We start from the raw sequence: 2,124 nt of genomic DNA on the forward strand, positions 1-2,124 counted from the left end.
ATTTTTCCGATATGCACCAAGCATTTTATAATCCGGCAATTACGACCTGATACACATTGCCTTTAAAATACGATTGCGATTTACGTCTTCATTTCTGTATTATCGCGCGGTAGCGCGTGGGCGCAATCGGATTAAAAAGAGGCGGTATGGGGGCGCAGGACATCATCGCGGCGATGACTGGCGGGCTGATGCAGACCGACCGGCTGCTCAGGCTGGATACGCCGCTGGGCGGCGATGTCCTGCTGCCGCAGCGCGCGATCGGCCATGCGCGGCTGGGCCGGGAGAGCGCCTTTACGGTCGATGTGGTTTCATTGCGCGACGGCATCGAACTCAAATCGCTGATTGCGCAGCCTGTCACGTTATGGGTCCAGCAGACCGACCGGACTTATCGCGCGCATCACGGTTATGTGCATACGGCGCGCAGGCTCGGTTCCGACAGTTCGCTTACCCGTTATCAGATCGGCTTTACGTCGTGGCTGCATTTTCTGCGCTTCAGAACGGATGCCCGCATCTGGCAGGATAAAACCGCCGATGCCATTCTCACCGATATATTCAATGCCCATCCGCAGGCGCAGGGAGCATTCCGCTTTGCATTGAGCCAGCCGCTCGCGCAGCGCTCGTTCTGCGTGCAATACGAAAGCGACTGGAATTTCTGTCACCGGCTGATGGAAGCGGAAGGGCTGTTCAGTTATGTCGAACAGGCCGACGACGGCAGGTCGCATACGCTCGTCATCACGGACGATATCGGTACGCTCAAGCCTCTGAGCCCGCAGACGGTGAACTTCTATCGCGCGGGCACGGACAGCGAGACCGATGCGTTCGTGCAGTGGGCCGGCACGCGCACGCTGCAAAGCACGACGCTCACTACGCGCACGTTCGATTACAAGTCGCCTGCGGGGGCGGCCAATCCGAAAGGCACGTCCGTGCCGACGATGGCCACGCAGGGCAATCTGCCCGCGCAGGCCGAGGTCTACGAGTACACGGGTGCCTACACGTATGGCGCGCAGGATCGCGGCGATCATCTGTCGAAAGTGCGCATGGAAGAGTGGGAATCGCGCGCGCGGCGTTTCGATGGTGTGGGGGCCGTGCGCGGCGTCGATGCGGGTCGCTGGTTCGAGCTGGCGAATCACCCGGAGCATGGTTCGGGCGGCGCGCAGGAGAGGCAGTTCGCGGTGATCGCTGTCGAATGGGTGATCGAGAACAATCTGCCTGTCTCCGTTGGCGCGACGGATTTTCCGCACAGCCTGAAGGACGCGATTGCGGCGGCGCGTGCGCAGCATGGCGCCGGATCGCTGACCGTAAAGGCCAGCGACGGCAGTGAAGGGTTTTATATGGCGCGCGTCGAGGCGCAGCGCAAGATCATCCCGTACCGCAGCCCGTTCGAGCATCACAAGCCGGAGATGCGGCTGCAGACGGCGACCGTCGTGGGGCCTTCGAATGAAGAGGTGTATACCGACGAGCTGAACCGTATCAAGGTGCGCTTTCACTGGGACCGGTTGAACCCGGGCGACGAGAACGCCTCGTGCTGGGTCCGCGTGGCGATGTCGGATACGGGCGGCGGCTATGGCAGCGTGCACGTGCCGCGTATCGGCGAGGAGGTGATCGTCAGCTGGCTCGATGGCGACTGTGACCGGCCCGTGGTGACGGGGCGCGTCTATAACGGCGCAAAGACGCCGCAATGGCACTCGAATGGCATCCTGTCGGGCTATCGCTCAAAAGAGTATCAGGGCAGCGGCTATAACCAGATGGTGATGGACGACGCGAGCGGGCAGAACCGCGTGCAGCTCTATAGCAGCAGCGCCAACTCGTTCCTGCATCTGGGGTATCTGGTCGCGCAGAACGGCAACACGCGTGGTGCGTACCTGGGCAGCGGCTTCGATCTGAAATCGGATGCGTATGGGGCGGTGCGGGCCTCGCAGGGATTGTATGTGTCGACCCATCCGTCGACGGGCACGGCCAGCCAGCCGCTCGATGTGAGCGCGGCGCGCGCGCAGCTGGAGAACTCGCGGAGTGTGCTCGATGCGATGTCGTCGGCGAGCGAGACGCATCAGGCGGAATCGCTGAAAGACGGCACGCAGGCGCTCGAGGCGTTCAGCGATGCGACGCAGAACAGCGTCGCGGGCA

1 protein-coding gene is annotated in these 2,124 nt (G+C 62.1%); it reads left to right on the top strand.

Annotated features, from left to right (window positions below; all coding sequences use genetic code 11):
• Positions 1-146 precede the first annotated feature (146 nt).
• Positions 147-2,124, top strand: a 1,978-nt coding sequence (locus tag KFO72_RS41750; RefSeq protein WP_225034543.1) for a type VI secretion system Vgr family protein, incomplete at its 3' end; no start/stop codon positions are given.

Origin of the sequence: Paraburkholderia sp. XV (assembly GCF_020177535.1) — a bacterium.
Lineage (GTDB): Bacteria > Pseudomonadota > Gammaproteobacteria > Burkholderiales > Burkholderiaceae > Paraburkholderia > Paraburkholderia caribensis.